This window comes from Rossellomorea sp. LJF3 (assembly GCF_037046045.1).
Taxonomy (GTDB): domain Bacteria; phylum Bacillota; class Bacilli; order Bacillales; family Bacillaceae_B; genus Rossellomorea.
The window spans coordinates 79,093-103,643 of record NZ_JBANLY010000001.1 but is presented as its reverse complement, the minus strand read 5'-3'; the positions used below and the strand labels follow the sequence as shown (position 1 = coordinate 103,643).

The following is a 24,551-nucleotide window of genomic DNA, read 5'->3' as shown; positions in this document are numbered from 1 at the left end:
ATCCCATAAAGAGCATAACAAATAAACCCATCTTCCATAGGCACTTTTAGCTCAATACAAAATCCGTATTAATTTAAAAATAAATTAATCAGCAATTAGTTGGTTCCATAAACTTACTATCCCTCCCCGCAACATTTTCATTATTATCTCATTATTAGATAATTTTGTAAATAGAGGGACGGACCTATATTTCTAAAATTCAGGTCCGTCCCTCTCTAAAACCATCACTTGCCTATAAAGCCGCCTTCTGATTTGATCAATTGTCCTGTGATCCATCTGGATTCTTCACTGGCGAGGAAAAGATACTCGTTAGTCCCCTAAATATTTTCATAGATTTCCAGTAGTGCCCCCTCTGGATCACGAAAATGAGCGACCTTCATCCCCCACTCCAATTTCTCCATGGGACTGGTGATGAATTCTACCTTTTCTTTCAGTTTTTCATATGTATCATCGACACTCGCCACCTCAAAAATTAAAGCAAAACGTTCACCTTGCTCCCCTCCTACAATGTATCCGGAGTTGAGGGCATCCGTCATCTGTTTCCTCTCAAATATCCCTAGGTGTGTTTGTCCAACTTTAAATTGTCCATACAAGGAGTTTTCATCTCCCCATGATACTTCAAAGCCCAGGACGTCTCTGTAAAAAAGAAAGCATTTTCTATAATTGTCCACCAATAATCTGGTATGTGTTAATTTCAATTCAAAAACCTCCCTTAACGATCTATTTCTACCAATTATTTCAAACCACTTTATTTCTGGCAATCTTTTTATAGATTTCAAATAGATTTCTAAAGTGAAGAACTAGTTTGAAATTACAAAAAGCCCAGTCAACCTAAACTGGACTTTCTGAAATGGTGAAAGTTTCAAGTTTGCCAGGGTCCCATCATTGCCCTGTCCCTCCACCTGAATCCCGTCCGCCACCCATGGTGTAGTTACGGTCTTCCCCTGGTTTCGCTCCGGGGTCTATCCCAGGTGTGTGGCGGTCGTTCCCTCTTCGCTTGCGTCTGATGTCAATGGCTAATGCAAATACTAAGGTTCCTGCAATTAAAACAAAAAACCACAGCATTTATATCTCCCCCTTATCATCATATGTTGAGGATGGAATTCAAATGCAACCCTCTTTTCAGATATAATCAGACAGTTAAATGGGTTTTAAATTCATTGCGTACTTGAAAAAATGAAATCTGATTTAAAAAGTGTGGTCGTGACATGTCCTAAAAATCGTCTTAATGCTCCGCAAAGGTCTTTCTGAATCCATAAAACGGTCTGTATCCTTTTTGTTCATAATAGGTATGAGAAGACGTGTTGGTCAGCATCTCAATTCTCGTCTTTGGAAATAGCCCATGAACGTATTTGAGCATAGCATCTCCGATTCCCAACCCGCGGAAATCTGCGTGGACCAGCAGTTCACAAATAAACAATGTTACAGATTGATCCGTAAGTCCTCGGATATAGCCGATGACACGCCCATTACACACTGCTACATATGCAATGTTCGAATGCTCCCAAGCATCCTTTGTACTTTCCATGTTTTCCACTAGATTATTCCATTTTTCTTCTCTATTTAAAGTATGTATATTGAAAAAGTCCTCCGTTTCGTATGCCCTTATTTCTATGTGGTTTTCATTTTTCAAGCGTATTTGCATCTTGAATTTCCTCCCATTGTTTAGTCCGATAAAATCCCTCTAACTCTCTACCAAAATACTTCATTCCAACGTTCATCAAAAAATAAAAGAAAGTTATGACTTTACTTTAACATAATTATCCATCCACTCGGATGTTTTTTAAAAAAGAAGCTCAATCATCAGATTGGCTTCTTTTACTCCTATCAATTCCATTCCACTACAGGCTTGTCGATTTGAGGTGGAATCCCCAATTCTTCACCAGCGGCAAATATCAATTCTTTTCTAAAGTAGTAACTAATATGGTGCACAATCTTCCCATTCTCCACTTCCTGGTACTGGATATCATGGATTTCAGGTCCATTCGTTCCCTCTGAAAGCATGACTATGACATGACGTCCCCATAAGCAGTATTCCATAGCCCTCATACCAGGGAGACCATATTTCATGGATCCTGAACGCATCTCTCCCTTGCTGTATTCCTGGAAACCGAGGGCAGCCTCATTGTGGGCTTCTTCACTGATTAATGCCATAACAGCTTCAATATCACCTTTATTCATTGCATTCAGGTAGGCTTGGATGACCGGATGAGTGTCAGATACCGGATGTTGAGACCTGCTCTCGAGTAGGTCGACAGATTGCAACTTCTCTTTCATTCGACGGACCGTTGCATAGACCGCTCCCGGAGTGGTCCTGACCATCCCTGCCACTTCCCTTGCATCGAATCTGAACACTTCTTTTAACAGAAAGACCGCCACCTGCCTCGGGTAAAAAAGATCAAAAAGGATGTGTAAGGCTTCCTCTGCCTCCAGACCATCTGTGAAGTTTTCTTGAGGAAGTTCATCTTCCTCAAGGAGACCGACATGTCTTTTTTCTTTACGGCACTGGTCAATCCACGTGGTTGTCGCCATTCGATACAAATAGGCTTTCGGGTTAGTCGGGTGCCAACGCTGGTAATAACCTCCGAATGCTTTTAGCATGGTATCTTGAAATAAATCCTCTCCATCCCAGGGTGAGCCCGTTAAATAACGGCAATACCTCCACAAGCCTTCTTTGAATTCTTCCATCATGGCATTGAATTCACCTGCCAATTCCCTGTTTTTTTCCGTAAACGATTCCGTCATTTTTTCCTGCATTTTCATCCCCCTCTATTTGATTGTTCATATGTAAAACGTTTTAACAATGCAAAATTATACGGAAACAACCAAAATATTTTTGAAAAATCTATATATCCCTCTATATTTTACCATAATATACAAAATGCCAGCATAATAGAAAAAGAGGACTCCCCTTTTAGGAAATCCTCTTATAAACATTAGTACTTAATAAGCACTTTCAATTCTTCCGTTCATTTCCTCTTTTAAAATTCCCGGTCACTTTTGCCATGATTAACTGCATCTCTTTTTCAGCACGGGCATCTTTCATTTTCTTCAAGAATTTATCCGCTTCTCTTCCTTTTAAGGTTTTAACCTGCTTACCTTCATACTCGATAAATACGGTTTGATCTTTGAGAACCCGGAAATGAAAAGGAGAATCATCCAGTCGGTTTCGTTTATCAATATTGTCCATCCCTTGTTTTCCCTTCTATTATAATTGTTCGTGTTGTTTCTTTTTAGGATTAGAGCCGTGTTTGTATCATTTCTTTTTAGTTCATCACCCATTTATCCTTCAAAAAAAGAACTCTGCCAATGGCAAAGATAATCAGCATAATTACCAGGTTGCTACCTATCGTAATCGCGATGTGTTGATAATCGACCACACCCATCAACAATTCTTTGAATTGGCTGAATAGGTTAAGAATCGGGATGGCAAAATGTTTAAAGGTGAGTTCATTTAGTCCGACATTTGTGATAATCATGCCTGGAAAAGCCGCAAGCATCATAATCGGTGCACTGTAGCTACCGGCTTCTTTAACCGTTTTTCCCAGAATGCTTGTAATCATCTGTAGGGAAGCGATAAACACGGCATACACAATGGTAAGCAGAAGAGAAATCCCTATTATCACATAGACATTATCACCAAAGGATACTGCGTCTTTCAGGTTTTCTGTGAAAAGCGTAATCTCAACAGCCAGGACAATGAGCGTGACAAGACCTGTAATGACACCTACAGAAGCAATAGTCAACCATTTGGAAAGCATTAATGTAGAACGTTTGACTGGTGTCATGAGCAATGCTTCCATCGTTTTTTTCTCTTTTTCACCGGCGAATAAGTCTGCAGCCGATGGAGAGGTTCCCACCCCTATGGATATCGCCAGGATAAGAGGTACAAGAAAAGATAACAGGAACATACTCCCCTCGTCATCTGACACTTCCTGTTTGGTGATGGTGAATGGCTGGATGATAGAAAGGTCCGTCCCTTCAGCTCTCAACCTTTCTGACGTAACTTCTTTCTCAAAGGCGGTGAGGGAATTTGTAGTTGCATTCATCAGGTTGCTGGAGTTCTGGCTGAAGGAATCTCCGATCAAGGTGATATCGGCTTGCTTTCCTTCATTGATGTTTTGAATGAAATCACTGCTAACAATCATGGCAACAAGTGCCTCTCCCTCTTCTACGGCTTTTCTGGGATTGTCTGTTTTCACTAATTCAATCGTTTCGTTTCCTGAGAAAATTTGTGAGACTTCCTTACTGACATTGGAGTCGACTGCGAGGGCATACGTTTCACCTTCTCCACTTGAAACCATATTTTCATAGAAGAAAACGAGTCCACTCATCATAAAAATCGGAAGAAAGACGGTCAAAAGAAGAGTTCTCCTGTCTCTGAAGCTGTCTTTTATTTCTTTTAAATAGATACTAAGAAGCATAATGTTCATCTCCTCTCACTAGTTTACTCATAAAGATATAATTAAGATCCCTGCTCTTTTCAGTCTTATATAATTCTTCGATATCCCCCTGGTACACCAATTCCCCTTTATGCATCATGGCTACTTTGTCACATAGCATTGAGACTTCTTCCATGATGTGACTGGAGAAGAGGATGGTCTTTCCTTCTCGTTTCAATTGATGTACAAGTTGGCGGAATACATTGGATGAAGTAATGTCGAGACCGGTAGTCGGTTCGTCAAACAAAATGATCTCGGGATTATGAATCAGTGTTCTGGCAATGGCAACCTTCTGACGCATGCCTTTGGAGAAACCTCCCACCCGCCTGTCAAGATAGTCCCTCATCCCGAACATCCTGGAGAGGTCGTCAATTCTCACCTTTGTTTCATGTTTGCTTAATCCGTATAAACGAGCAAAGTATTGAAGATTCTCCCTAGCAGTTAATCGGTCGTATAAACCGGTTTCCCCTCCAAATAAAACACCGATCTTGGTTTTGATTTCGTTTGGTTCCTTTAGGGTATCGTGACCAGCGACTTCAATTGAACCCTCGGTTGGTGTCAATAAGGTTGCAATCGTCCTAAGAAGCGTCGTCTTTCCGGCACCATTTTCACCTAACAGCCCGACCACATCACCTTTTTGAATCGAAAGAGAAACGTGTTTTAGTGCGGTTACATACTTTTGCTTATCTTTAAACTGTTTTGTGACTTCATGTATATGAATCAATATTCTCACCTCATTAAGTATTAATGTATTTTCATCATACAAATAATTGGAGGTAGATTCTTTACTTATGTCGTGAAATGTCCTTTTCTTGTCGTGAAAATGCCAAATTCTTCATGAAAGATGGTAAAATGAAGGAGAACTTCAGAAGATGCGAGGGGAATGGAAATGAAGATTGGTCTCGTAGACGATCGAATGATTGACTTAGATAAATTAAATGGCATCGTTTCCCGTTGCGAGGGTCTGGAAATCGTCTTTTCCACCACCTCCGCCGAGGAAGCCTATGACCAAATCAAGAAAGAAACCATCGACGTACTGATTGCAGATATTGAGATGCCCCACCTATCTGGATATGAATTGGCAGACATCATCCACTCACACGCACTTAACATATCGGTGATCTTCGTGACGGCAAACAGTGGATACGCTGTCCACGCCTTTGAATTGAACGTCCATGATTATATTATGAAGCCCTATACAAATGACCGTCTAATGAAATCCATCGAGCGACTAATGGAAAAGTCGAGAACGGCAGAACTGAAGGGCCGCCTCTATTTAAAGCAGAAAAATGATATACATATCGTTCAAAAGAAAGATATCGTCTTCATTGAAAGGTCTGGCAGATCAACGACGATTTACACGAAAGAGGAAAGGATCAAAACCTATCTGACCTTGAATGAATTAGAAGGAGAATTACGGGAAAGGGATTTCATCCGTTCCCATCGTTCCTTCATCATCAACATACACTATGTAAAGAATTTCTCTCTCTATGCGAAGAATTCATATGTGATTTCATTTGAAGGAATCGACGCACAGGCAATGATCACAAAGGAAAAAGTAGAATACCTTCAACAACATTATTTTTAAAAGGTGGAGCAAGTTGTGAAACAAATGAAAATTTATTGGTTAATTCTTTCCCTAGTTGCCTTTATACATATACACGCATTATTTACGAACCTACAATGGGATCTGCCTCTTTATTTCACTTATGCAGCAGTCTTTTTCGTAACATATCTGTGTTATAAAAAAACGAAAATACCGTCTTTTGGATTCGATCAGAAATGGAGTAACCTGCTTTCCCTCTCACAACTATTTCTGTTACTTCCGTATTTGATCATTGGATCAACATGGTTACCAGCGGTCTTTTTCATGATTTTTATCGGGATTGAGTGGGTCAGATGGGATGTTTCCACCAAATTTAATGGGCTTCAGAATGATGTTGAGCAGTTCGAAATGGAACGACTTCATTTATCCGAAACATTTCGGGTTGTACGAAGTGAACGGCATGATTTTCTCAAACATATTTCTTCGATCCACTATATGCTCGAACATCACCATCACGAAGAGGCAGCTGCCTATTTAGACGATTTGGTGGACGGTTATGAAGAAACCAACCTTTCTATTAAAGGGGAACGTGGAAGTGTGGCCGGAATTCTCCACCAAATGTACAATCGAGGAAAGGCTTGCGGGGTAACGCTGATATATGATGTGGATATGCCCCTTTCCACGTTGCCCCTCCCAGATAAGAAGATTGTGACACTCCTTGGGAATCTGTTGTCCAATAGTATAGAGGCTTCCGCCGAATGGCTTGAACATTATGGTAATCAAGCAAGCGTCAGCCTTCAGTTTTATAAACGAAGCGGCCTATATATGCTGGTTTGCAAGAACCCTTCCCTCCCGATATCACCACCGATCCTTGATAAGCTTTACCAAAGCTACGGACATACGACAAAGGAAGGCCACGAAGGTCTAGGCACCAAGATCATTCAAGAAACCGTGAAAGAATACAATGGTTATCTGGATTTTGTTTATAAGGAAGAAGAATTCACGGTGAAAATTAAAATTCCGGCGATTCATTAGAGAAATACTATGGATGCTTGACGAAATCGTAAAAGTTTTATCACCGATCTTTATTCGTATCAAAACACATTCTTACGTTTCAGAAAACTCATTGCAGGGAATATTCTTATGAATGAATCGAGAGGAGGAACCTCAATGAGTGGAGCATCCGGAGCTGTTTTGTTTATAATTATTCCTCTATTAATCATTGCGGTCATAATTGGAATAACGATTGGTTACTTTAGAAAAAAAGCGAGAAAAAATAGAAATTTCTAGGACTGGTTGTTTAATTGACTTGAGAAAAAGGCTCGGAAGTTCGAGCCTTTTTTTATTTCATATCGACGTGGACCTAAAGAGACATATTGATGAGGGTATCATTTATCGATGACCATCCCTGCGCGCTTGCTAATAATATGCTCTGTATACTTCACCAATGAGCCCCTTTAGCTGATGGACACCTGTGTCTGTATTCGTCATGATGACCAGACCTGCCCCTTCATTTGGATACGCAACCATCATACCTTGAAAGCCGACTCCCCATCCCAGTGAGGAAACTTCTATCCCTATCTCATGAGTTTCACGAAAGACACCAAGCCCCATCCACTCTTTTTCAAATTGAGGTGTTAACAACTCTTTAGCATTGATTGTAGAAAGTAGATTACTTTTTCCTTTGATTGCATTCATCCATTCAATCACCAATAGAGCCACATCCGTTGGGGTGGTCCATAATCCTGAAGCTGCAGGATAGGGGTATATTGGGTATTTTCCAGCTACCAAGCCACCATCCTTGGTATGACCGCAGGAGAACTGATCTTTGGAAGCCGGCAGCTGAAAAGTACTATTATTTAATTGTAGGGGCAGGAATAAATATTTTTCCATTACCTCTTCAAATGATTTCCCCATAATATCCTCTATTACAAGCTGGATGACGCAGAAGCCGGCATCGGAATATGAAAATTCGCTTCCAGGCTTATATTTCACTTCGATTGGAATCTCACAATATGGTGTTTTCCCTTCCAATATTTCGACCATGGAAGGGGTATCAGACATAGATAAGATTTCAGAAAAAGAGCCTTCCGGATCCACAATCCCTGAATGGTGACTGAGTAAATGCCTCAATGTTATGATTCCGAGAGAATTCAAGGGAACTTTCCATGATGACAGGCACTCATTAATATCTCTATCTATATCCAGAATGCCCTGTTCAGATAGAGTCATCACTAATATGGAGGTGAAAAACTTACTGATTGAACACGCATGAAAGATTGAGTCATGTTCCACTCGTCTATTTGTTCCTGCCTCAAGGAAACCGAAGCAGTCGGTTTTACTGATGCAGGCGCCTTCAATTGTAGCCATGCTGACTCCGACTATTTGATAATCTTTCAATTTTTTTTCAAAGTTGATCGTTTGTGGTTTCATAGGACCCCCCTATTCATATCTATACAGTTTGAGCGCCAGCGTATACTATCACATCACCGATAGATCTGACCAAATCACAATAACTGGATTAAAATTCATTCTTTTCAGAGAGCATCCTTCTGATCAACCGGATCTGGCCCCTGTGATTGATCTCATCTTCGAATACATGAAACCAGATGAAGTAATGGTTAGAGGGCTGGTTATCCCATAATCTGCTTTCAAAGAGCCATTCATCATTACGCTCGGAAAACTCCTGGTACGTTTTCTTTCTGACCTCCTCAAGTTTTGTCAGATAAAATTCAAGAGGGTTCCCATTTATATTCTTTCGACCTTTTTCTCCTAGGCTATAGGCTGCACCCCATTCAGCCATTTCCTGTTCGTTTGGCCTTCTCCCATCAAATAGTTCTATTTGAAACCCTTTTTCTACCGCCGCCATATGGAGCAATAGAGCTCCAATACTGTTAGCACCTTCACATGGTAAAAAGTCCAGTTCAGAGGGGGTTAATCCTCTCACACTTTCCAATGTCGTTTTTCTGGCATAGTCCATCTGAGAGACCAGGTAACTGATTTGCGGACTATAACCCTTTCGTGAGTCTATTTTATATTCCATAGATTATCGCACCTTATCTGTCATATTGATTAAACGACTGGATTCGAGAGCCGCTGTTTCACTGGGAAAACGTCTTTAGGTACCCATCCCTCTTCGCCATTTTTCTTGATGAGGTCATATCCTGTGCAACTACTGTCTACAACCGATATTATATCTCCAATATCCACAGAAATCTGCGCACATGAAAGATCCGTTTTTGCCGAATAGGTTCCCTTTTCACTTTCATGAATGTACTCATTTTTAACATATAATAGATCATCCGTTCCAACTTGTTTGCACAGTGTAAAATGCTCAGATGGTTGAAAGGGGATCAATTCGTAGTTTGGGTAGGAAATAGACCCCGACATGATTGTTTCTGATATGTAGCCCTTCACCACTTCACATGTTAGGTGATGATCAGTATAGATTTTGGAAAAGCTGTCCCCGTTCTTGGTTCTATGTATGATAAATGCATTTAACTGACCTGTCGATTTAATGACATTCCCGCCGTCAATGGAGATGATTTTCTTATCTTTACTTACAACCGGATTATTGGACGGAATGTCACTCGCATAATTGACAACAGGCCAATGGCCGACAATGACATATTTCCCTGTTCGATGTGATTTCTCCATGAAAGCAGGCATCGTGATCGCAGATATTCGATCCGTTTCTCTCCAATCCTTACAATCATCAAGACCAGCATGGACGAAAATATAGTCGTCTGTTTCGATTGCAGTTGGTAATTCCATCAGCCACTTGATTTCATGGGAGAAATGTTGTGTAAGGATATCTTTCACCTCCTGAACCGTAGTATCTTCTTTAAGTTCAAACCCTACTTCATCAAGCCACTCTTTCAAGATGGAATGTTTTCTTGATCTGATGTAGTTCATCAATTTGGGATTCTCTTCAAGAAGATCTTCTACCACAGTGTCGCAATTCCCTTCCGTTACATGGACGTTCAAGTTCCTCTTTGTTAAATCCATGATATATCGGACAGTCCCTTTACTATTGCTTCCTTTTTCACAAAGATCACCGTTGATAAATAGATGGTCTTCTGAACTGAAATTTACTTTTTGTAACAGTTTGATAAAAAGATTCAGTTCTCCGTGTATGTCCGAGATGACTATGACTCTGCCTTGACTTGGTAAGGTCACTCTTTTAATTTTCTTCAATGTGGTCTCCTTCCTCGAGCATCACTCTTATTCATTTAGGCTGAAAATTCGGCTTTCTAAAACATATTCCAATAATTCCTCTATTCTCCCCGAACACTTTTTCACCTCGGGTAAGTGGTAAAACGTAGTCGTGTTTGCAAGATCATGTACCTCATCATTGGGGGAATACAAGATGATCCGTTTTCCAAGTCCCAGCGCTATTCCCAGTTCGACGTGACTTCCTTTTCCACCAGGGAGTATGATGACCACCACATCTGATTCCGTGATGGCATCTTTTTCATTCTGTCCGATGTACTGAAGGTCTTTCACTGTTGATGCGCGATCGTTCCTGGTCCAATCATATGTGTGGATATAGCCTTTCTGTTCAAGCCGATCACTTACATGCCGCACAAGTTCCTTATTTGCAAAGCTTGAGCCGATATAAAACTTCATCATTAACACCCTCTTCCTAAATACAGCTATTGAGAATCCGAACACTCATTCTAATTATTCCAAATTATTTAATAAAACACAATCCTTTCCAAAATAAAAAGGTGCCACCCAAACGTAAGGGTTGACACCTTCTCTACTCCTTCAACCGGTCCCGACGCCGATCAATGTAAAGTGTTCCATTTTCCTGCAACTCAACATAAAATGCATCTTGAAGTTTCACTTGGAAGTAGTTCAGCTGATTTAGAAGCCACTCTTCAGATATGCCCACTTCCTTTAAATTCTGATACAGGATGTTCCCATCAACGATTAATTCTGTTGGGAAGTATGTAGGTTTACCGGTAATGATATCCTGATCCTTTTTGGTTAATGGTTGATTGCCTGATTTTAAAAACACGGTCAATTTCCCATCAGGTTCGAAGATGGCCGTATCCACTTCGTTAGTAGAAAAAACATTTTTTTCTCTTAGTAGCATGCTTAAATCATCCATATTCAGATGATGCTTTCCTAACGTATCTTCAAGAATTTTACCATCCTTCATGACAATGACCGGCTGCCCATCCATCACTACCCGTGCTCTCGGTGATTTGAGTCCGATATATCCAACCAGGAGCGTTAGAACACTCCACCAGATAAGGCTCGTCAATCCTTCAAAAAAAGGCGTCTTCGATTCACCTGCAATATCTGCTGCAATGGAACCGATGGTGATCCCGGTTATATAGTTAAAGAAAGTTAATTGGCTCAATTGTTTCCTTCCGAGCAAACGGGCGACAAGGAGGAGAACCAGGAAACTTGCAGTTGAACGTGCAATCATTTCAAAGTAATCCACGTGAATCAATTCGGTTCGACTCCTACAGGTATTTTCTATTAGTATTGTTTAATAAGTATCTAATATACTTTACCCCGTCAACATGCATTTGAATTTTCCCCCTACCACCCACTTATGAAGTTATCATGATATCTGCCGATTCCGCAGGATGATACCGATTGATATAATAATCTTCTGCTTTCCAATATCTATTTTCGAATTTTGACCTATTCTTTTTCGTTTCATTAGATTCGCGGTTAAACCTCGTCTCCCTCGGGCAGTCCAAATAGATAATCTTGTCAAAAAAATGTTTCCATTCCTCCCGCTGAAGAAATACTCCCTCTATGATGATCAATCCTTCCTTTGGCAGCGGAATGGTCCTCTTTTCATGAGTGTCCTTTGACCCGTCATAAAAAGGGAGAGTGACTTGTTCCACTCTTTTCAGCTTTTTAAAGAAGTGATTTGAAAGCCAGTCGACATCCCATTGCAAATGAAAATATTCATGCCATTCTTCTGAACCAGTATGATAACGGCGTGCCCGTTCAACGATAAAATCATCCAGATGAAAAATTTGAAAGGGACGATCTTCTTTCTCTAATGCAAAGCGTAATTGTTGAACCACAGTAGTTTTCCCCGAACGACTTAATCCATCTATCCCCTACAAAAATCTCGAATCATCATGCTGGGCACCCATATTCCTCAACAAATCCATATAGGAATTCATCAAATCCACTCCCCTACCTCTTTGAAAGCTTCACATCATATTTTACCATTATTTTCATAGAAGAGGGACGGACCTCTCTTTCCAGAGCAAAATCCTTTTGTATAGGGATTCTTACTGAAAAATGGAGGTCCGTCCCTCATTCTAAATTTGGATGAAGTGGGTTGGTTTGCCTATGCTGTAGAGCTTTAGTTCGTGCATGGCTCGTGTGCATGCGGTGTAGAATAGTCTTCGGAGACTTTCGTCACCGTAGTTTTGTTCGGATGCGTCGTAAATGATGACTGCGTCGAATTCGATTCCTTTGGCTAAATAGGCAGGTATGACTACAACGCCTTGTTCATATTCGAGGGAAACGCTTTTCATGAGTTTAAGGTTCTCTACATGGTTCAATGCACCAAATACCTGCTCACTTTCTGCAGCCGTTTTGCATATGACGGCGATTGAATGGTACCCATGTTCCTTCCATTTCTCAATCGTTTCGGTAATTTGATTATGCAGGTCATTATGGTCCTTGACTGTCGTTAGGACAGGATTTGCTCCGTCCCGCTCAAAAGCCGAGATATGTTCACCGCCGGGAACCAGCCTTCGTGTAAAATCTATGATTGGTTTAGTGGACCGGTAGCTCTCGGTCAGGTTAATCTGATCTGTTTCATCCGGACCATACAATTCTGTCAGATTACTGAAATCAACATGTTCATTTGCATGAGCAAAGATAGCCTGATTAAAATCTCCGAGGACGGTCAATTTGGCTGAAGGAAACAGCCTCTTGATGAATTCAAATTGAAACGGAGAATAATCCTGGGCTTCGTCGATGAGTACATGCTTAATGGATGTATTCGTTTGGAAACCGAGAATCAGCTCTTTTAAAAGTAAGAATGGGGTCGCATCTTCGTAATAAAGTTTCCCTTCGTCAAGCATATTCAACGTCGATCGGCAAATATACTCCCATTTCCCTGGTGTATTCATACGCATTAATGAGCGAATCATCAGAGGGTCTGCAAAGAGCTGCTGATAAACACCTTTAACATCCACATATTGGAGGGTACTGATCCATTTACGGAGCTTCTTGAACTTTTTCCGTACAACCAATCTTCTCAACGCTTCGTACTCCACTTCGTAATCATCGGCGATATTTCTCTTCCTAAAATATTTACGTGCCTTATGGTATTGCTCATTGCTCATCAATTCGATGGCTTCTTCCACCCAAGGCTCCATCCGTTCACGTTTCTCGGCCTGATCGATTTGACTGTTAAGCCATTCAGTCAGCTTTTCAATCCTATTATGGAAACGAAGTGAAGCGTCACATGAATAAAAACGTTGGGTGATCTCTTCAGCCGTGACGATCGTCCTTCCCCTGAACTTGATTCCTTTGAACTTCATCCCTGAACCCTCTAAGGACTTCCTATATGATTTGATTTCTTCAAAGAAATCGGTAGAGGCCTTGAATTGGATACTCGCCCTACGTGTTTCATACGTTTGGCGGTTATCCGCCTGCATCAACACGTACTCGAGCTGATCGTATGGACCCTCCACCTGGAATTCCATTCTTAATCGGTGGTCCAAATACTCCTGGAAAGTCACCTGCTCCATGTTTTCTTCCCCAAGTTCAGGTAGAACTTGAGAAACATAACTGTTGAACATAGAGTTAGGTGAGAACAAAACGATTTGATCTGCTTTCAAGGTTTCCCTATATTTATATAGTAAGTACGCAATACGCTGCAGGGCAGCCGATGTTTTACCACTTCCTGCTGCTCCTTGAACAATGAGAAGCCTGCCGTGGTCATGCCTGATAATCTGATTCTGCTTCTGTTGAATCGTAGCGACAATGCTATGCATGTGATTGTCTGTTCGTTTACCGAGTACCTCCTGTAAAATCTCATCGCCGATCGTGAGGCTCGTATCGAACATGGACTGAATCACACCATCCCTGATAAGATACTGCCACTTGCTTTCCACAACCCCACGGATGATGCCCCCCGGGGTGATGTATTCTGCCTGCCCTGGTGGATAATCATAATAAACACTTGAAATCGGTGCCCTCCAATCGTAAATAAGAAAGTCATCCCCTGTTTGATCAGTCAGGGTCGCTATCCCGATATAAACCCTTTCAGTTGATTCTCCCTCTTCAGTGAAATCAATGCGCCCGAAATAGGGCTTCCCTTTCATCCTGTGCAATGCCGATAATTTTTTAAGTGCCTGTTTGTGAGTACTCTCCGAAACTGTCAACGATTGCGCCTGCTGCCTTAAGGCAATAACGGTTTCCAGAAAATCATCGAAGGTATCTGTGTTTACCTTTACCTCATCCCAGAAATGATTTCTGGTCTCCGCCACTTCCTCCTTGCGCCTTCCTGTTTCGGTTTCCAGGATTTCGATCTGTTGCATGATGGTATTAATCACATCGTCCACTCGCTTTTGCTCATGCCTCATTTCAGATTTCATCTAAGCACTCCTTCAACTATAAAATTCAGGGTTGACTAACGAGAATGTTATGTTGTATAATTATTATTGAGGATATATGAGATTTTTTCCCCTAATAAAAGTGTTTCTGTATTAATTTATCATAATCCCATGACATTTACAATAACAATTTGAAACCTGCACCTACTATTTAACATAGTGGTGCAGGTTTTTGTGTCGATAGATATGCTGCTCTCCCGTTCTAAAATACCCCATTCTCGTTCACGGGATTATCCGGAATCGGTTGACCTACGTCCCATAATTCTACGATTCTTCCATGTTCAAATCGAAAAATGTGGACAACCGCTACCCCTCGATCATCTGGGTTCTGCCTTACATGGGAATGAACTGCTACTGTCTCTTCATCAGCCATCGCTCGTTTCACTTCAAATCTCTTATCGGGATTTTTTACAGCATTGTCTTCCATGGCGAGAATGAGCGATTCCGGGTCACCACGAAAATAGGGGTTGTGATGACAAAAATCATTTCCTATATAATCCTTAAACGCTCCCCGGACATCCCCTGACGCAACTCTCTCCAGAAACGAAACGGCTATTTCTTTTTTGGACCCTGCATATGATTCAGACACTTCCATCACCCTTTCACTATATATTGAATACTCTTCCCTAACTCGTTAGTACATCATAAAAAGTCCCATTAAAAAATAAAGTGATGTCCCCTATCGTTCCAATGCAAAAAAAGGTGAAATAATAGGTTGCCTTTGTCACTTCTTTTTTGAAAAGCTCTTTACATGCTTGAATAAAAAGCCGATCAAATTTAAACCAGCTGAGTATCCAGGCAATGATAAGGAAACTGACGATTGTCATTTCCCATCCCTCCCGACCTGCTGATGACATGACTCACTATACCGTCATCTTCCAACTTGTACTTGCCAGCCATTTCTCTTTCTCTTTATAATCAGGTACAATCTTCCCAACCAGCCTCCAGAAAGATCGATCGTGGTTGAGGTGGATCATATGGCACATTTCATGGACAACGACATAATCGATGACCTCCTGTGGTGCCATGGCCAATTTCCAATTAAAAGTCAGATGCCTTCTACCGTCGCATGTCCCCCAAGTCTTTTGACTATCCGAAATGCGTACCGAACGGGGCTTGTTCTTAAAATGGTGCTGATGCTTAGCGATGCTGCCCTCTACCATGGACTTGCACCTCTTGTAGTAAAAACGTTTCAACGCCTGCTTTATCCGTTCATCTTCAAGCTCTCTGACCTGGATTTTTAGCGTATCCCCGCTAAAAGTGACAGAGTCTTTCGTGATGTCAGGGGTATGAAGAACTTCAATGGGGAAGCTTTTTCCGAGATACAGGAAAGGTTCTCCATGTTGGTAGGACTTCATCTGAGGGCCATTTAAACGCTCCTTCAATTCTTTCGATTTCAGAAGGATCCCATCCCAATGATGCTCAAGCAATCGAATGACAGATTCTTCATCCGTCCCTTTAGGCGCTTGGACTTCAATATTCCCATAGCTATCTAAGAAAATGCCGATTGATTTACGGTTTTTATACTTAAGTTCAAATTGAATCGTCTCTCCTGCATACGTATGATTCATCTTCTAACCCCTATATCGGATTGCCAAGCCCTTTAAGAAGTTCCGCGCGTAGCGATCGCCGCATATACGGTAATTTTTATGACCTTCTCTTCGAAAAATCGCACCTAATTCCCCTTTGGTGATATGTACGTCAGCTAATTCCAGGATTTCAATCATATCCTCACTGGTTAAGGAAAGTGCAATCTTCACTTTCTTTAAAAGAAGATTATTCACATGTTCATACGTTAATTCCGGTCTTTCTTCCTGTCCAGCCTTAGGTTCCCGCTTCCCTCTTTTGAACGTGATAAAGCCATTTAAAAAGGATTCGAACATTTGGATGTGATCATCTTCTTTATTCATACCTTCTTTTGATTCTTCATGATCCATTGACTTCGTCAGCACTTTCATGACTTCATCTTTAGATAATTCTATTCCGCCAAGCTTAAAGATGTCTACCATTTCTGTATTTTTAAGATCGAGAGCGTATCGCAATCGAATTAAGATATCGTTATTATCAATATTCATCTGTATGCCTCCTGTGAATTTGCGTTTACTAATTCATTAGCTTACCATTTTACAGGCATAAAAAGAAGCTTGCAGGCTAAGATTCTTACATGCATAGATAAAATTGAAACCTTTCTCATTCATTGAGAACAAAATGAAAGGTCCGTCCCTCGAAGAGAACAGACCTTACTTCTAAAAGATGTTCAATAATTCATCAAATGATTGAATCCTGTAGTCATAGGATTCTACTTTTCCAAATCCATAGGATGCGTATACAAAGGGGATGCTTGCTTCTTTGGCTGCTTTACGGTCGCCTTCAGTATCTCCAATGTAGACAGGTTCCTTCAATTGGTTTCGGTCGATGATGAGTTTAATGTTTTCCCCTTTTGAAAGTCCGGTCCTCCCCGGGTTTTCGTAATCGATGAAATGCCTGTCCAGTCCGTGATACTCATAGAAGGCTTCGATATAGCCGTCCTGACAGTTACTGACGATGAATAGATCGTATTTCTCCGAAAGCTTCTCCAGAATTTTCTCTACATGGTCATATAATTGACCGCCGTTTTTACTCAGGTGGGGAATTTCACGACTGGAAAGGTCTTTCAATAATTGTTCCCTCTCCCCTTCATTCAACTCCGGGAACAACTTCTTACCAATTTCCTTCATTTGAAGCCCCATGGTACCCTCTAAGTGCCTTCTGGTGATTCCATGCTCTAGTTGCTCATGATCGATGATTGTCTTATTCCAAGCTTCCAGTACCGACTCGATCGGGTCCCACAAGGTACCGTCCAGATCAAAGATGATGCTGTCCATATTTCCAACCTCCAGACTCATTGTATTTTCTGATTTTCGGGAGTTTAATATTTATCAGAAGTTGATGATTGCCAATTCTATCATCTAATGATGAATGATCTTCATCTCCTTAACCGGCCAATACACAATTTTCGTCGTTCCTACTACTTTATCGATGGGGATCGAGCCGATCTGACGACTGTCCTTACTGAATCTCCTGTTGTCACCCATGACGAATAATTCACCTTCCGGAACCGTCATTTGTTTTAAAGGGGTATCCTGTAAAGTGAAATCAGGGGTTAACGCCCCCACCGTCACTTCCTTTTGTTCATTCAGATAAGGCTCATCATATGCTTCACCATTTATGTATAACGTATCGTTTTTATATTCAATCTTGTCACCAGGCAGCCCAATTACACGTTTAATATAATCTTCGGTTTCGGTTGCGTGAAATACGATAATATCAAACCGCTCAGGTTCATCCATTTTGTTTACGATCATGCGGTCATGATCCAGTAAAGTGGTATTCATCGATGCTCCTTCAACCACAATGGGTATCACGATAAAGGAACGAATAATGACGGCTAACGCTATTCCAATTATCAAAGGCTGTGCCCATCCCATAATCTTTTTGCTTTTATTCACCAATCGATTCATCCTCTCACTTGCAAACTTTCATTCTATTCATCCTCACTGCTTCATTTTAACATATAATTCCTGATTTTTTCTGTAAATATTAAAGAGATGGAACAGGCAGGTTCATTTGTAAGGATGTCGAATCTTTCTGATTCCACATCCTTTTTATTTTAGTATGTCTAATATCTACTGTGGCCTTCCTCAGCCGCAATCGCATCAGCCTTGGTTACATGAACCGTACCACGCGGATGCTGAGGCGGAGCATAAATTGAGTACAGCTTTATAGGTTTATCCCCGGTATTGATGACATTATGCCAGGTACCTGCCGGGATCATGATTGCAAAATCCTGACTTACTTTTTTCTCATAGGTTAAATTATCCTGGCGATCCCCCATTCTCACAATTCCTTCTCCTTGTTCAAGACGGAGGAATTGATCAATATTAGGGTGAATTTCCAAACCGATGTCGTCCCCGGGATTGATGCTCATAAGCGTTACCTGTAAATGTTCACCTGTCCATAAGGCCGTGCGGAACGTGTCATTAGCAACCGTCACCTCATCAATGTTCACGGAATACGGGTAGGGCCCATAATCCTTTGACATCATCCGATTGTCTTCACCTGCACCTAACACACTCAATCTTTCGGCATGCCCCCACTCATCCCTGCATGTATTCACGAGGACTTCGTATACCGTGGAATGCTGAGCCTGCATACTGCAAATCCGATATAGTTCATAATCTTCAAGCTCCGCTTCATAACCTCTTTGCAGGCCATCCCGATATGAATGAAAAGGAATTCTTTCTACCTGATAAGAAGGCTGGGTATCGGTAAGGGAGGTGTATAAATTGGTTAATTCCCACCAATGCCTCTCCTCGTCTTCCTTCATTCGCATTAGATTTTGACGTTCCTCACTAGTTGGTGCGGCCCAGGCCAATCGATCATATAAGTCTGCTGTAGATGCTTTTCTGCTTATACCGTTAAGCAGGGTATTCACTAAGTGCTGAGGAGTATCTTCACTTCTTGGGGCAGCGTTTGCAAAGGTGTGGGGGTATGATGAATAAGTCATCGGCACATTGTACATTCTGATCATTCCCTTCTGCTTTTTACCACGATATCATATGCGTGGATTCAGAAGGTGTGCATCCGCCCAGTTCCATGCTACCCGGCAACTCAGCCAACCAAAAAAACCTTGCCTTTTTTCACGTACTCATCCTTGATGGCTTCCGGCACTAGACTTCCTCCCGTGGCCCATACTACATGGGTGGCATGTGATAATTCCACGTCAATAGAGGAAAGGTGTTCCTGCACATCCGGCAGGAAGGGACCAAACATCCCCGCCACTGCCGACGGCTCGACGAAGATGGATTCTGACTGATGCAGCAAAGTAAGCAATTTGAATAGATTCTTATCGCTTACCGTATATACCCCGTTCACCAGTTCGTTAATCATTCTACCTGCAAGGGCAGAGGGTCTGCCCACCGCCAAACCATCCGCTTCCGTACGATTGCTCAATCCAATATCCTGGACTGAAATCCCTTCATGTCTGCCTGATGCAAGTCCAAGGAGCATACAAGGGGAATTTACAGGTTCTGCAAAATAACAATGAACATGTTCACCGAATACATGCTTCAAACCATAGGTCACCCCACCTGGACCACCGCCCACCCCGCATGGCAGGTAAACAATCAAAGGGTGGTCATGATCTACAAGGATCCCCTCTACCTCAAACTGTTTCTTAAGCCTGAGTGCCGCAACTGCATAGCCCATGAATAAATCCTTTGAATTTTCATCATCAATGAAGAAACAATCTGGATCCAACTCACACTGCTTTCTTCCTTCAGCAACCGCATGGGAGAAGTCTTGTTCATGTTCTATAACGTTAACCCCCTTTTCTCTCAAGAGCTCCTTCTTCCAGCCTCTCGCATCCCGGGACATATGTACAGTGACCTTGAAACCTAGCGCCGCCCCCATTATTCCTATACTTAATCCAAGGTTTCCCGTGGAACCGACAGCGATGGAATACCCTGAATAGAAATTCCTGAAGCGACTCGATGCCAGCACCGTATAGTCGTCTGTCTCTTGGATCCAGTTCTGTTCCAAAGCAACCGTTTCCGCAATTTTCAATACTTCATAAATGCCTCCCCTGGCTTTGATCGAACCTGCAATCGGGAGCTCGTTGTCACATTTGAGGAGCAGCTGACCTTTTATCGTTGTTTGAAAATAATCTTGAAGCGCAATTTCCATGTTTCCCAGCCGCTTGATTGGGGACTCGATCATTCCGTTTGCCGCTTCTGGGAAGACCTTTTTTATATAGGGAGCAAAACGGGCGAGCCGCTTCTCCGCGTCAAAGATTTCCCGGAGACCACCCTCTGGGATATCACCGGATTGGATTAACGGGTTTGTCCATAACGTTTCTTTTTGAGACTGTAAATCCGATAATAATTTCGGATCCATGCCGTGGAGATTTTGAGACAAATTCGATTCCCCCTAACTGAAATGATTAATTACTGATAACGTAGCACAAATATATGATAAGATGGATACCAATCTTCAGACTATTAAAATTTCATTTTAAAGGAGAGCCTGTTTCCATGTTACCTTCAGAACTAAGAACGAGCATCAGATGCGGAAAGCACCAAACTCACACTTCAGGTGTCTGCCAGGATTATGTACAAGCCAACCTGGTTGTTCTTCCTAAGGAATATGCCTTTGATTTTTTATTATTCACCATGCGCAATCCAAAATCCTGTCCGATTGTCGAGGTGTTGGAACCAGGGCAATTCCAATCCAGGTATGCTGAAAATTCAGATATTCGTACTGACATCCCTTTATACCACGTGTATGAAAATGGTCAATTGGTTGATAAGAAGCAGCGGATAGATGAAATATGGAGGGAGGATCTCGTCAGCTTCCTCATTGGATGCAGTTTCACATTCGAGAGTCAGCTCATCAAAGGGGACATTCCGCTGCGTCATATAGAGGAAAATAAAAACGTAGCAATGTATCACACCAATATTCAGACAGAAAAAGCCGGAGTATTTGAAGGGCCAATGGTCGTTTCAATGAGACCGATACCTGATTCACTCGTACAGAAAGCAATGGATATAACTGCACTGTTCCCAAAAATGCACGGTGCTCCTGTTCATATTGGTCATCCTGCTGAAATTGGCATTCTGGATATCACTAAACCAGATTACGGTGACTTTGTTGGTATCAGGGAGGGAGAAACTCCGATGTTCTGGGCTTGCGGGGTTACCCCTCAGGCAGTGGCCCTTCATGCTAAAATCCCCTACATGCTGACCCATTCCCCGGGCTGTATGTTCGTTACCGACTGGAAAAACGAAGAGTATTTGCAAGAAGGCAAATAAAATGAGGGACGGACCTGGTCACAAGAAAGGTCCGTCCCTCTATTTCTTCAGGCATTGCTTTTAACCTTCGCAGGTCGCCCGCTTTTTATGAAAAAGGATAGTAGAAGTCCTGCAATGGCCGTAATGCCGGCCACGATAAATGACACATTGACTCCGTGAATCATCCCTTCAAGTCCTCTGCCGGGATCGGCACTCGTTGTCATTACGGTCACAAGAAGTGCTGTTCCGACGGCACCGGAGACTTGTCTCATCGTATTGTTCATGGCTGTTCCGTGCGGTATCAGACTCCTGTCCAACTGATTCAGCCCGGCAGTTGTCACCGGCATCATCACCATGGCAACCCCGAACATCCTGATGGCATTGACCGTTGCCAGATACATAAACGATGTGTCTGCCGATAAGTTGGTAAACATGAACGTCGTGATCGTGAGAATGGTCAACCCGATGATGGCGAGCCACCGGGCTCCGAACTTATCAAAGATCCTCCCTGTAATAGGGTTCATGAGTCCCATCAAGAGGGCCCCGGGGAGAAGCATAAGCCCTGATTCAAAGGCTGAGAACCCTAGCATATTCTGCATAAGAAGAGGAAGTACCGTAGCCGCTCCGATCATCGCAATAAACACGACCATCCCCAGCACTGTCGTTAACGTGAACATCTTGTTTTTGAACACGCGGAATTCGAGAATCGGCTGCTTCAACTTAAACTGCCTTGTGATGAACCAAAAGAGTGTGACGCTTCCCACAATCATCGAGATAATGACCTGAATACTTCCCCACCCTTGGCTTCCTGCAATACTGAAGCCATACAATAATCCCCCAAATCCCAGTGAAGAAAGAATGATGGAAAGGACATCGAGTTTCGGATACGTTTGTTTGGTTACATTCTTTAAAATGAAATACGCGACGATAAAATCGACGATGACGATCGGAAGAATCACATAGAACAAGCTTCTCCAAGGGAATTGTTCAACAAGCCAGCCTGAAAGGGTCGGTCCGATTGCCGGAGCGAACGAAATGACCAGCCCAAACATCCCCATTGCCGCTCCCCTTTTCTCAACAGGATAAATAAGAAAGAGGATGGTTTGCATGAGTGGCATGATGATACCTGCTCCCGAAGCCTGGATGATTCTCCCGACCATCAGGAAGCCGAAATTAGGTGCAATGGCACAAATGAGCGTCCCTCCTGCAAATAAACCCATGGCACTAAGGAATAATGCCCTTGTCGTAAAGCGTTCGATCAGGAATGCCGTGATCGGGATCATCACCCCGTTTACGAGCATAAAGATCGATGTCAGCCACTGGGCGGTACTGGCATCAAGATCCAGATCGGTCATAATATGAGGGAGAGCTGTCCCCAACAACGTTTGATTAAGGATAGCTGCGAAAGCCCCTGATATGAGGACTATAAGCAGGGGTGTTTTATTAAAGGTTTCGGATTGGGTATTAGCATCTCTGTTATTCATGTTCTCCCTTCTTTCTATTTAATTATGAAGAGGATTTACACAATCCTCTTTTAATCATGCTCATTTCTTTATCGTACTTTCCCAGTGCTTCTCCAAGCGTCAGTTCCTCTGCAATGCTCTGAACGAGATTATGGAACGTGACGGCTGAAAGGATTTGCAATACATGGTACAAATCCGATTTATTATCAATGGCAAATTGATCTTTATTTACTAAAAGGAAGATTTCCTCATAGCGCTGATCGATGGTTTCCCTGGTTAATGTCTGAGTGAACGTTTTTTCTATTTTGTAATTCATATTCAAAAGGACGTTCCGAATAAAATTATTTTGTCCATTTTCATACGAAAACGAAAGCATTGTATGAAACATGACCCTTGTCGCTTCGAACAAATCCCCATCATGGGTTTCCAACAAAGCAATAAAGGTTTCAAACCGTTTCCGGGCATGCTCTCCTACGAGGTAGAAAAAGGCATCCTCTTTATTCTCAAAGTACTGATAGAAGCTTCCCCTCGGAATTCCAGCCGTTTTCAGGATGTTTGCAATGGAGGCATCGTATAGGGATACCCTGGAAAACTCCTTCTTGGCTGCTTCCACCAAAACATTCCTTTTCTCTTCCTTCAAATTGAAGAATGTAGGTTTAGGCAATTTCGCATTCCTCCTCAAAAAAATGACACCGTGTCATGTGGAACATCCTCCACTTTATGTGACACGGTGTCATATGTCAAACGATAGTGTTTAAAATACGTCAATATTTTTTCTTCAATTAGAACTTGATGTTTTTTAAGTTGGCTGAGTGTTGGGTTGCATATTGTTGAATCTGATGATGATAATGATGCCTTATAGCAGCAACCTCTCTTTTCATTTGGTCTGGATGTTTACTCGTTCCAGAGTCAGGGTGTGACCGATAGTTGAGCAAGACTTCATCCAGATAATAAATGACATACCCTTTCATTAGCATCCGGCACCACATTTCATAGTCCTGGGTGAATTTCAGATTCGGACTGAAATAGCCTATTTCTTTATATACATCTCTATGAACCATTACGGAACACCCGTTGATAGGGTTGATGCGTGTAATGGAACGGTAGAGTTCTTCTGCATTGTCAAACTTTTTCCCAACGTAAGGAAGCAATATTTCATTGTCTTTATTTATATAATGATAATTATGAAAACTTGCTTTGGCTCCCTTACTGATCATATAATCCAATTGTTTCTCTACTTTTTGGTTGTGAAAATGATCATCAGAACTCAACCAGGCGATATATTCCCCACTGGACCTTTTGATACCTTCATTAACGGCGCTTGCTGTCCCACCGTTTTCTTTTTTAAAAAACTTAATTCGATTTATGAAAGGAGTCACCCTATCCAATTCTTTTGTAGAGCCATCATCCACAACTATGACTTCCGTATTCGGATACGTTTGATTTAAGGCGCTGCGAATGGCCTGATCCACGTACGCACAGTTATAAAAGGGGATCACGATTGATACAGTCGGTTTCATCTTCTATTCCTCCAGTATACCCTTGGTCAAGACGTCAATACTATAGAGTATTCATTTACCGGCTTTCTGACTAGACGGGAGCCTCACCAGGAAATTTATGACAAAAAGGGAATAGGACTGAACCACAATCGGTCCAGTCCT

The 24,551-nt window shown here is 41.9% G+C and carries 28 protein-coding genes; 3 read left to right on the top strand and 25 right to left on the bottom strand.

What is annotated here, in order from left to right; all coding sequences use genetic code 11:
* Positions 1-317: 317 nt before the first annotated feature.
* The 7 genes from V8G47_RS00495 to V8G47_RS00465 all read right to left on the bottom strand — a co-directional run bounded on the left by V8G47_RS00495 (position 318) and on the right by V8G47_RS00465 (position 5,166).
* Positions 318-779: a VOC family protein gene (locus V8G47_RS00495; protein ID WP_336198358.1), complete on the bottom strand. Its 462-nt coding sequence runs from the start codon at positions 777-779 to the stop codon at positions 318-320.
* 103 nt (positions 780-882) lie between these two features.
* The gene (locus V8G47_RS00490; protein WP_229595114.1) at positions 883-1,065 is read right to left on the bottom strand and encodes a hypothetical protein; all 183 of its coding nucleotides are present in this window, start codon (positions 1,063-1,065) and stop codon (positions 883-885) included.
* Between the two features lie 160 nt (positions 1,066-1,225).
* Positions 1,226-1,645: a GNAT family N-acetyltransferase gene (locus V8G47_RS00485; RefSeq protein ID WP_336198357.1), complete on the bottom strand. Its 420-nt coding sequence runs from the start codon at positions 1,643-1,645 to the stop codon at positions 1,226-1,228.
* Between the two features lie 182 nt (positions 1,646-1,827).
* Positions 1,828-2,757 (bottom strand): RNA polymerase sigma factor, encoded by a 930-nt coding sequence (locus tag V8G47_RS00480; protein WP_336198356.1) that lies wholly within the window; start codon positions 2,755-2,757, stop codon positions 1,828-1,830.
* 199 nt (positions 2,758-2,956) lie between these two features.
* Entirely contained in the window at positions 2,957-3,190 is a 234-nt protein-coding gene (locus V8G47_RS00475) for a hypothetical protein (protein ID WP_336198355.1), read from the bottom strand.
* 76 nt (positions 3,191-3,266) lie between these two features.
* A complete protein-coding gene (locus V8G47_RS00470; protein ID WP_336198354.1) occupies positions 3,267-4,424 on the bottom strand; it encodes an ABC transporter permease in 1,158 nt (385 codons plus the stop codon).
* Entirely contained in the window at positions 4,414-5,166 is a 753-nt protein-coding gene (locus V8G47_RS00465; protein ID WP_336198353.1) for an ABC transporter ATP-binding protein, read from the bottom strand. The genes V8G47_RS00470 and V8G47_RS00465 overlap by 11 nt, the downstream gene beginning before the upstream one ends.
* Before the next feature lie 165 nt (positions 5,167-5,331).
* Here V8G47_RS00465 and V8G47_RS00460 point away from each other — a divergent pair, with 165 nt between their 5' ends.
* Positions 5,332-6,030 (top strand): LytR/AlgR family response regulator transcription factor, encoded by a 699-nt coding sequence (locus V8G47_RS00460; protein WP_261750958.1) that lies wholly within the window; start codon positions 5,332-5,334, stop codon positions 6,028-6,030.
* A gap of 24 nt (positions 6,031-6,054) precedes the next feature.
* Positions 6,055-7,023 (top strand): sensor histidine kinase, encoded by a 969-nt coding sequence (locus V8G47_RS00455; protein WP_261752264.1) that lies wholly within the window; start codon positions 6,055-6,057, stop codon positions 7,021-7,023.
* 384 nt (positions 7,024-7,407) lie between these two features.
* Here V8G47_RS00455 and V8G47_RS00450 read toward each other — a convergent pair whose 3' ends face one another.
* The 15 genes from V8G47_RS00450 to V8G47_RS00380 form a co-directional block, all read right to left on the bottom strand.
* Positions 7,408-8,421, bottom strand: a complete 1,014-nt coding sequence (locus V8G47_RS00450) for a serine hydrolase domain-containing protein (protein ID WP_336198352.1) — start codon at positions 8,419-8,421, stop codon at positions 7,408-7,410.
* Between the two features lie 88 nt (positions 8,422-8,509).
* Positions 8,510-9,031 (bottom strand): DinB family protein, encoded by a 522-nt coding sequence (locus V8G47_RS00445; RefSeq protein WP_336198351.1) that lies wholly within the window; start codon positions 9,029-9,031, stop codon positions 8,510-8,512.
* Positions 9,032-9,060: 29 nt separating this feature from the next.
* The gene (locus V8G47_RS00440) at positions 9,061-10,185 is read right to left on the bottom strand and encodes a metallophosphoesterase (RefSeq protein WP_336198350.1); all 1,125 of its coding nucleotides are present in this window, start codon (positions 10,183-10,185) and stop codon (positions 9,061-9,063) included.
* Between the two features lie 27 nt (positions 10,186-10,212).
* Positions 10,213-10,620: a nucleoside 2-deoxyribosyltransferase gene (locus V8G47_RS00435; RefSeq protein ID WP_336198349.1), complete on the bottom strand. Its 408-nt coding sequence runs from the start codon at positions 10,618-10,620 to the stop codon at positions 10,213-10,215.
* A 130-nt stretch (positions 10,621-10,750) separates the two neighbouring features.
* Positions 10,751-11,443: a DUF421 domain-containing protein gene (locus V8G47_RS00430; RefSeq protein ID WP_336198708.1), complete on the bottom strand. Its 693-nt coding sequence runs from the start codon at positions 11,441-11,443 to the stop codon at positions 10,751-10,753.
* A 112-nt stretch (positions 11,444-11,555) separates the two neighbouring features.
* Entirely contained in the window at positions 11,556-12,077 is a 522-nt protein-coding gene (locus tag V8G47_RS00425) for a kinase (RefSeq protein WP_336198707.1), read from the bottom strand.
* A gap of 210 nt (positions 12,078-12,287) precedes the next feature.
* Positions 12,288-14,582 (bottom strand): RNA polymerase recycling motor HelD, encoded by a 2,295-nt coding sequence (helD, locus tag V8G47_RS00420; RefSeq protein ID WP_336198348.1) that lies wholly within the window; start codon positions 14,580-14,582, stop codon positions 12,288-12,290.
* A 220-nt stretch (positions 14,583-14,802) separates the two neighbouring features.
* On the bottom strand, positions 14,803-15,195 hold the full coding sequence (locus tag V8G47_RS00415) for a nuclear transport factor 2 family protein (RefSeq protein ID WP_336198347.1): 393 nt from the start codon (positions 15,193-15,195) through the stop codon (positions 14,803-14,805).
* Positions 15,196-15,226: 31 nt separating this feature from the next.
* Entirely contained in the window at positions 15,227-15,427 is a 201-nt protein-coding gene (locus V8G47_RS00410; protein ID WP_336198346.1) for a hypothetical protein, read from the bottom strand.
* A 36-nt stretch (positions 15,428-15,463) separates the two neighbouring features.
* On the bottom strand, positions 15,464-16,171 hold the full coding sequence (locus tag V8G47_RS00405) for a M48 family metallopeptidase (protein WP_336198345.1): 708 nt from the start codon (positions 16,169-16,171) through the stop codon (positions 15,464-15,466).
* Between the two features lie 3 nt (positions 16,172-16,174).
* Positions 16,175-16,675 carry a DUF1456 family protein gene (locus V8G47_RS00400; protein WP_336198344.1) on the bottom strand — a complete coding sequence of 167 codons (501 nt, stop codon included), beginning with the start codon at positions 16,673-16,675 and terminating at the stop codon, positions 16,175-16,177.
* A gap of 171 nt (positions 16,676-16,846) precedes the next feature.
* A complete protein-coding gene (locus tag V8G47_RS00395) occupies positions 16,847-17,464 on the bottom strand; it encodes an HAD family hydrolase (protein ID WP_336198343.1) in 618 nt (205 codons plus the stop codon).
* Positions 17,465-17,548: 84 nt separating this feature from the next.
* The gene (lepB, locus tag V8G47_RS00390; RefSeq protein WP_336198342.1) at positions 17,549-18,100 is read right to left on the bottom strand and encodes a signal peptidase I; all 552 of its coding nucleotides are present in this window, start codon (positions 18,098-18,100) and stop codon (positions 17,549-17,551) included.
* 158 nt (positions 18,101-18,258) lie between these two features.
* The gene (locus V8G47_RS00385) at positions 18,259-19,146 is read right to left on the bottom strand and encodes a cupin domain-containing protein (RefSeq protein ID WP_336198341.1); all 888 of its coding nucleotides are present in this window, start codon (positions 19,144-19,146) and stop codon (positions 18,259-18,261) included.
* 104 nt (positions 19,147-19,250) lie between these two features.
* Entirely contained in the window at positions 19,251-20,534 is a 1,284-nt protein-coding gene (locus tag V8G47_RS00380) for a D-serine ammonia-lyase (protein ID WP_336198706.1), read from the bottom strand.
* A gap of 137 nt (positions 20,535-20,671) precedes the next feature.
* On the opposite strand from V8G47_RS00380, the gene V8G47_RS00375 reads away from it, so the two are divergent.
* Positions 20,672-21,448, top strand: coding sequence for a putative hydro-lyase (locus V8G47_RS00375; protein ID WP_336198340.1), 777 nt, complete (start codon positions 20,672-20,674; stop codon positions 21,446-21,448).
* A 47-nt stretch (positions 21,449-21,495) separates the two neighbouring features.
* Here V8G47_RS00375 and V8G47_RS00370 read toward each other — a convergent pair whose 3' ends face one another.
* From V8G47_RS00370 to V8G47_RS00360, 3 genes are all read right to left on the bottom strand, one after another.
* On the bottom strand, positions 21,496-22,911 hold the full coding sequence (locus V8G47_RS00370) for an MDR family MFS transporter (RefSeq protein WP_336198339.1): 1,416 nt from the start codon (positions 22,909-22,911) through the stop codon (positions 21,496-21,498).
* Between the two features lie 22 nt (positions 22,912-22,933).
* Complete coding sequence (locus V8G47_RS00365) at positions 22,934-23,554, bottom strand: TetR/AcrR family transcriptional regulator (RefSeq protein WP_336198338.1); 621 nt, start codon at positions 23,552-23,554, stop codon at positions 22,934-22,936.
* Between the two features lie 118 nt (positions 23,555-23,672).
* Positions 23,673-24,410 (bottom strand): glycosyltransferase family 2 protein, encoded by a 738-nt coding sequence (locus V8G47_RS00360; protein WP_336198337.1) that lies wholly within the window; start codon positions 24,408-24,410, stop codon positions 23,673-23,675.
* Between the last annotated feature and the right edge of the window lie 141 nt (positions 24,411-24,551).